The sequence below is a fragment of the Bacillus sp. LR_5 genome (assembly GCF_042709275.1).
The window spans coordinates 1-6873 of record NZ_JAVAXX010000312.1 but is presented as its reverse complement, the minus strand read 5'-3'; the positions used below and the strand labels follow the sequence as shown (position 1 = coordinate 6873).

Annotated in this window: 7 protein-coding genes; 6 read left to right on the top strand and 1 reads right to left on the bottom strand. The window is 46.1% G+C overall.

Annotation, left to right across the window (positions count from 1 at the left end):
* The coding region (locus RAC86_RS32925) for a M42 family metallopeptidase (protein ID WP_377886515.1) at positions 1–976 on the top strand (976 nt) is incomplete at its 5' end.
* Positions 977–1032: 56 nt separating this feature from the next.
* Here RAC86_RS32925 and RAC86_RS32920 read toward each other — a convergent pair.
* Positions 1033–1479 carry a YtoQ family protein gene (locus RAC86_RS32920; RefSeq protein ID WP_003237917.1) on the bottom strand — a complete coding sequence of 149 codons (447 nt, stop codon included), beginning with the start codon at positions 1477–1479 and terminating at the stop codon, positions 1033–1035.
* A gap of 77 nt (positions 1480–1556) precedes the next feature.
* Between RAC86_RS32920 and RAC86_RS32915 the strand changes: the two genes are divergently transcribed.
* The 5 genes from RAC86_RS32915 to RAC86_RS32895 all read left to right on the top strand — a co-directional run bounded on the left by RAC86_RS32915 (position 1557) and on the right by RAC86_RS32895 (position 6705).
* Positions 1557–1673 carry a hypothetical protein gene (locus tag RAC86_RS32915; RefSeq protein WP_152024371.1) on the top strand — a complete coding sequence of 39 codons (117 nt, stop codon included), beginning with the start codon at positions 1557–1559 and terminating at the stop codon, positions 1671–1673.
* A gap of 39 nt (positions 1674–1712) precedes the next feature.
* Complete coding sequence (locus RAC86_RS32910) at positions 1713–2036, top strand: thioredoxin family protein (RefSeq protein WP_003237915.1); 324 nt, start codon at positions 1713–1715, stop codon at positions 2034–2036.
* Positions 2037–2051: 15 nt separating this feature from the next.
* Positions 2052–2861 carry a DUF1444 domain-containing protein gene (locus RAC86_RS32905; protein WP_003223439.1) on the top strand — a complete coding sequence of 270 codons (810 nt, stop codon included), beginning with the start codon at positions 2052–2054 and terminating at the stop codon, positions 2859–2861.
* A gap of 15 nt (positions 2862–2876) precedes the next feature.
* Entirely contained in the window at positions 2877–3482 is a 606-nt protein-coding gene (gene ytpR, locus RAC86_RS32900; RefSeq protein ID WP_072566691.1) for a YtpR family tRNA-binding protein, read from the top strand.
* Positions 3483–3642: 160 nt separating this feature from the next.
* The gene (locus tag RAC86_RS32895; protein ID WP_072566690.1) at positions 3643–6705 is read left to right on the top strand and encodes a DNA translocase FtsK; all 3063 of its coding nucleotides are present in this window, start codon (positions 3643–3645) and stop codon (positions 6703–6705) included.
* Positions 6706–6873 lie beyond the last annotated feature (168 nt).

The following is a 6873-nucleotide window of genomic DNA, read 5'->3' as shown; positions in this document are numbered from 1 at the left end:
TGCCAAATATGCCGATGACATCGTTCAGGACAAACTGGGAAGTGTTTTCGGGGTGAGAAAAGGCGCAGAGGGCGCACCGAGAATCATGGTAGCCGGGCATATGGACGAAGTCGGCTTCATGGTTACATCCATCACAGACAACGGGCTGCTCAGGTTCCAGACGCTCGGGGGCTGGTGGAGCCAGGTGCTGCTTGCACAGCGAGTTGAAATTCAAACAGATAACGGGCCGGTTCCGGGTGTGATTTCAAGCATACCGCCGCATCTGCTGACAGATGCTCAGCGAAACCGCCCGATGGATATCAAAAACATGATGATCGATATCGGAGCGGATGATAAGGAAGACGCTATCAAAATCGGCATAAAACCGGGACAGCAGATTGTTCCTGTCTGTCCGTTTACGACGATGGCGAATGAAAAGAAAATATTATCAAAAGCGTGGGATAACCGGTATGGATGCGGCTTGAGCATAGAACTTCTGAAGGAATTGCACGGAAAAGAACTTCCGAACACACTTTATGCGGGTGCAACTGTTCAGGAAGAAGTGGGACTGAGAGGCGCGCAGACGGCTTCTCATATGATTAAACCGGACTTGTTTTTCGCGCTTGACGCCAGTCCGGCAAACGATATGAGCGGTGACAAAAATGAATTTGGCCAGCTTGGAAACGGCTTTTTGCTCCGTATTCTTGACAGAACGACAGTCATGCACCGCGGAATGAGAGAATTTGTTCTTGATATGGCGGAAACACATGATATTCCATATCAATATTTTGTATCAGGCGGGGGAACAGATGCAGGCAGAGTTCATATTTCGAACAGCGGCGTTCCTTCAGCGGTTATCGGAATTTGTTCCCGCTACATTCATACGAACGCTTCTATCATTCATATTGATGATTATGCTGCTGCTAAAGAAATGCTCATCAAACTTGTAACAGCCTGCGATAAGCAGACAGTGGATGCGATTAAAGAAAATATGTAGGATTTCATGAAAGCTTGTTGAACGGGGCAGTAAGCCCGGATCGACAAGCTTTTTTCTTATTCTGTTTCAAATACATAGGAAAGGGCCTTAATGGCTTGGTTCACGGTTTCAACCGTTATATTCGCTTTGTTGGAAAGCTCTTTTAACGGATGGTGGAGCGATTCCGGCCGGATAATAATCAGGGGTTTTCCTTTTGCGATTGCATATGATGCATCCATTGCCGTGTTCCACTGTTTGTATTTTTCGCCAAACAGGGCGATCACAAAGTCTGCTTTATTCATCAGGACGGCGGTTCTGAAGTTGTTCATGTCTGAGGCTTTATCATCCTTCAAAACGGCATTTGGCTGAACGCCCATAATTTCTTCTCCGATATTGTCTGATCGGTCATGATTCTCCATCGGGCCGACAAACGTAATCGGCAGCTTCAGTGATTTTGTTTTCTCTTTGATTTCCTCACGCCAATTGCTGTGGATTTCTCCTGCTAAATAGACGATAAACTCCATACTGAATCCCTCCTTATGTATGTCCATCTGTAAATTTTACCCTCATGTACACGATGTTAAACGAAACGTGCTTGATAATGCAAATGAAATATGCTAATGATAATGGGAAAGCCAATCTTACATATCCATTCGTTGCATATAAGTGGTTTTGCCGCAAGCAGTTTGGTATGATCCAAATGGACGAGTATCGATAAACAAACATGTAAGAACATAAACAACTGGAGGGATATGAAATGAAAAAAATTGAATCAACTCAAGAGCTGGAAAAAGCGGTAAAGGATGATTGGGCGGTATTTATGTTTTCAGCTGACTGGTGCCCGGATTGCCGTTTTGTAGAGCCTTTTCTGCCTGAACTGGAAGCGAACTTCCCTGAATTCACTTACTACTACGTAGACCGTGACAAATTCATTGATACGTGTGCAGAGTGGGAAATTTACGGGATCCCAAGCTTTGTTGTGTTTAATGAAGGAAAAGAAGTCAATCGTTTTGTGAGCAAAGACCGCAAAACAAAAGAAGAAATTGAACAGTTTTTAACTGACTCTCTCGCAAAAGCGTAAAGGAGGATACCCGGTTTGAAAATGACCTCAAGGAAGCTGTCAGATATACTGAAACAGCGCCTTCAGCACGAGAATCGCTCCTTTCTGTTTGACAGAGAAAAAGACACCCTCCGTGTTGAGGATCAAACGACCAAAAAAGGAATTACGCTCGACCTGCCGCCGATTATTGCAAAATGGGAACTGAAAAAAGACGAAGCCATTGATGAGATTGTGTACTATGTCTCCGAAGCAATGACGGCAATGGAAGGGAAGGCTCAGGAAATGACCGGAAAAGAAAGCCGCATTTATCCGGTTATCCGCTCGACTTCTTTCCCGGACAAGTCCAGCGAAGATATTCCGCTCATTTATGACGATCATACCGCAGAGACAAGAATTTATTATGCGCTTGATCTTGGGAAAACCTATCGCTTAATTGACCAGCGCATGCTTGAGAAAGAAAACTGGACAAAAGAGCGGATCAGAGAAACGGCTGCATTTAATCTCCGTTCCCTGCCGACGGTTGTCAAAGAGGATACGGTTGCCGGTAATTACTTTTATTTCTTCAGGGCAAACGACGGTTACGACGCCAGCCGGATTCTGAACGAAGCGGTTTTAAATGAGTACAAGCAACGTGCAGAAGGTGAGCTGGCAATCTCTGTTCCGCATCAGGACGTTCTGATTCTTGCTGACATCCGGAATGAATCGGGGTATGATATTCTAGGACAAATGTCGATGAGCTTCTTTGCAGGCGGCACCGTTCCGATTACCGCCCTTTCATTTTTGTACAATGAAGGAAAGCTGGAACCGGTGTTTATCCTGGCGAAAAGCCGTCCGAAAAAGGATTAGAAAGGATTTTTACTTATGAACGCTTTTTATAATAAAGAAGGTGTGGGAGACACGCTCCTGGTCTCTCTTAAAGATGTGACACGTGAACAAATAGGCTATGAAAAACGCGGTGACGTCGTCAAAATGTTCAATAACGAAACAAAGGAAACAACGGGCTTCAACATTTTCAATGCGTCTACTTACTTGACCATTGATGAAAACGGTCCTGTTGCGCTCTCAGAAACATTCGTGCAAGATGTGAATGAGATTCTAAGCAGAAACGGCGTTGAAGAAACATTAGTCGTTGATTTATCACCGAAGTTTGTTGTGGGGTATGTGGAATCAAAAGAAAAACATCCGAATGCGGATAAACTAAGCGTATGTAAAGTCAATGTAGGAGAAGAAACGCTTCAGATCGTCTGCGGCGCACCTAACGTTGACCAAGGCCAAAAAGTTGTCGTTGCCAAAGTGGGTGCCGTGATGCCGAGCGGACTTGTCATTAAGGATGCAGAGCTTCGCGGCGTTCCGTCAAGCGGAATGATCTGCTCAGCAAAAGAGCTCGCTTTGCCGGATGCCCCTGCTGAAAAAGGAATTCTGGTGCTAGAAGGAGACCATAAGGCGGGAGACGCATTTCAGTTTTAGACTCCCATAAATCCGACCCAAAAAACGAATCATGTGAAAAAAGCCGCTAAGCCCTTGTTTAGCGGCTTTATTTTGCTGAAAGCTTAATCTTTTCTGGGCCGACCAGCAATGGTATACTAAAAACCGTCCCAGAAAACTATAAGGGAGTTAGAGATAAATTATGAGTTGGCTTCATAAATTTTTTGATTTGTTTTTAGGCGAGAGCGAAGAGAATGCTGAACGGGAGAAAAAACCTGCTCAAATTCCGCAGCAACAAGAAGTACATCATCCTGAAGGACAATTAAAAAGATTGGAAGATCCTAAAATATATTATGAATATCCAAAAGGCAAGTTCCGTTTTCCAATCGTGCCTGACGGATACAAAAATCAAGACTTGAGAAGGCGCCGTGCACCATCGGACGAACCGAAATCAGCACCTCGTCCAAGCGCCGCATCATACAGAGAACGTCCCAAAGATGAAACAGAGCAGCATACATATCAAACATCAGAGCCGGCGAAGAAACCGTTTAAACCGACAAATATCCCTTCGCCTGTATATGGATTCAATCAAAAACCATCCGTCAAAAAGGATGTGCCGAAACAGCCTTCTGAAACATTGAAGGCACCGGACAAATCTGTAAAAGAGAAAGTAACACTGCTGTCCGAAGAGATTGAACGTGAACGCAGCTATCCTGCTCCAGACAGACCGGTACAGCACGTGAAAGAACGACCCTTTCCGGATAGCCAATTCGAAGAACAGCCTTCTGGCGTATTAAACAGAACGACTGCAGGGCGTGAAGAAGCGCTGGCGCAGCGCCCAGCCGAAGGGCGGTCAGACAAGAGAGTGCCTTCTGCTGCAGACATTCAGCAGCCAGAAAAAGACGCGCCTTTCTTCCCTGCGGGACAACATGAAGAGCAAACAGCACCTAAGATACTGACAGATACGGTGGCTGAGCCACAAGAAGGCCTTACAGGCAGCGAAGTAAGCCGTGAAGACATCAAGTCTGCAACAGCTGAGATTCAAGAAGAACAAAGGGAACAACAGCCAGAGAAATTGGAAGAGCCTGTGTTCCGCGGTGAACAACATGAAGAGCAAACAGCACCTAAGACACTGGCAGATACGTTGGCTGAGCCACAAGAAGACCTTACAGGCAGTGAAGTAAGCCGTAAAGACATCAAGTCTGCAACGGCTGAGATTCAAGAAGAACAAAGGGAACAACAGCCAGAGGAATTAGAAGAACCTGTGTTCCGCGCTGAACAAGATGAAGAGCAAACAGTACCTAAGTCTCTGACAGAGGCAGTATCTGAGGCTGAAGTATCAGAAGAGCCGTCAGACAGCTCAGTAAACAATCATCACGAAATCGCGGCAGAAGCTGCTGAGACCCCATCTGTTCAAGAAGAGCAAATGGAAATTCAACAGGACGAGCCTTCCTTATTTACTGATCATGAGCATTCAGCATCTGAGGCTCTGACTCAAGCAGAAACTGATGCCAAAGAATTAGAAGCGCCATCAGACAGCATAATAAATAATCAGTACGATATCCTGGGAGAAGCTGAGGACACGAAGATAGATGTTCAGCCAGACAGCCAGACAGAATCGGTGCAGAATGACAGCCTGGAGCAGGGTTCCAGACCGTTTGCTGCAGCCTATCAAAACCGGCAGGAAATCCATGCGAACGAAACACATGCAGCTATAGAGGAGCCGCAAAAAAGGCCTGTCATGCAGGAGAAACGGACTGAACGAAGCGCATCTCCTCAAAAAGGGCCGTCCGTTCCTTTTAATGTCATGATGCTGAAAAGAGATACGCATAAACAGCAAAAAGCAGAGGAGCGCCGCGGCAGTTATGTGTTTCCGAATGTTGCACTGCTTGATGTCCCGCCAGCACAAGTTCAGGACGATACTGCGTGGATCGAAGAACAGCGTCAGCTTCTTGATTTGACCCTGAAAAATTTCAATGTCCGCGCCAATGTGGTCCATGTGACCCAGGGGCCGTCTGTCACAAGATTTGAAGTACATCCTGAACCAGGCGTAAAGGTAAATAAAATCACCAACTTATCTGATGATATTAAACTCAGCCTGTCCGCAAGAGATATTCGGATTGAAGCGCCGATTCCGGGGAAAAACACGATCGGAATTGAAGTGCCAAACCGCTCGAGCAAGGTGGTTGATTTGCGCCAGATGATTCGCAGCGCAGCCTTCAGGACAAGCAAGTCACCGCTCACGGCTGCGCTGGGATTGGATATCTCAGGGAACCCTGTCGTCATCGACTTAAAGAAAATGCCGCATGGTTTGATTGCGGGCGCCACGGGCTCGGGAAAAAGCGTTTGCATCAATACAATATTAGTCAGCCTGCTGTATAAAGCCGATCCGAGTGAGGTAAAGGTGCTGCTGATTGATCCGAAAATGGTAGAGCTGGCCCCTTACAACAAAATTCCTCATCTCGTCAGCCCGGTCATTACTGACGCCAAAGCGGCTACGGCTGCGTTAAAGTGGGTCGTTGAGGAAATGGAGCGGCGCTATGAGCTGTTTGCCCATTCAGGTGTTCGCGACATTGACCGCTTTAATCAATTAACCGCTGATCATCACACGGGCGAAAAGCTGCCGTATTTAGTTGTGGTTATTGATGAGCTTGCTGATTTGATGATGGTGGCTCCAAATGATGTGGAAGAGAGCATTGCGCGGATCGCCCAAAAAGCCAGAGCGTGCGGAATTCATCTGCTTGTCGCAACCCAGCGGCCGTCAGTCGATGTCATTACCGGCCTGATTAAGGCGAATATCCCAACGAGAATCGCATTTTCTGTCTCAAGCCAGGTTGATTCCCGAACGATCATTGACATCGCCGGTGCAGAAAAGCTTCTCGGAAAAGGGGATATGCTCTTTTTGGAAAACGGCTCGGGAAAACCTGTCCGCCTTCAAGGGAACTTTGTATCGGACCGCGAAATCGACCGCGTTGTTTCTCACGTCAGAAAACAAATGCCGCCAACCTATTTATTTGAACAAGAAGAGCTTGTAAGACAAGGATCAGCCCTGAAAGAAGAGGATGAACTGTTTAACGAAGCGTGTGAGTTTGTTGTTGAGCAAAACAGCGCGAGCACTTCAAGTCTGCAAAGAAGGTTCAGAATCGGATACAATCGCGCGGCAAGGCTGATCGATATGATGGAAGCAGAAGGCATGATCTCTGAGGCAAAAGGAAGCAAGCCTCGAGAGGTGCTGATCACAGCAAGTGATTTAATAAACGAATAATAAAGGTTCATTTTCACACCAAACATGGTATGATAGTGTTTAGAGCATTTAACAGCTATGCCGCTTTACAGCAGATGCGCATAGACAATTCCTGATATCTAGGTTTAATCGGAAAGAAATAACCGGATACTAAATATAACAAAACATATAAAATACGCCGCAAAAGGG

What these genes read in the sequence shown, in the direction of transcription:
- ytpR (WP_072566691.1), top strand. Translation starts at nt 2,877, where the DNA reads ATGAACGCTTTTTATAATAAAGAAGGTGTGGGAGACACGCTCCTGGTC.
- RAC86_RS32920 (WP_003237917.1), bottom strand. Translation starts at nt 1,479, where the DNA reads ATGGAGTTTATCGTCTATTTAGCAGGAGAAATCCACAGCAATTGGCGT.
- RAC86_RS32895 (WP_072566690.1), top strand. Translation starts at nt 3,643, where the DNA reads ATGAGTTGGCTTCATAAATTTTTTGATTTGTTTTTAGGCGAGAGCGAA.
- RAC86_RS32910 (WP_003237915.1), top strand. Translation starts at nt 1,713, where the DNA reads ATGAAAAAAATTGAATCAACTCAAGAGCTGGAAAAAGCGGTAAAGGAT.
- RAC86_RS32915 (WP_152024371.1), top strand. Translation starts at nt 1,557, where the DNA reads ATGCAAATGAAATATGCTAATGATAATGGGAAAGCCAATCTTACATAT.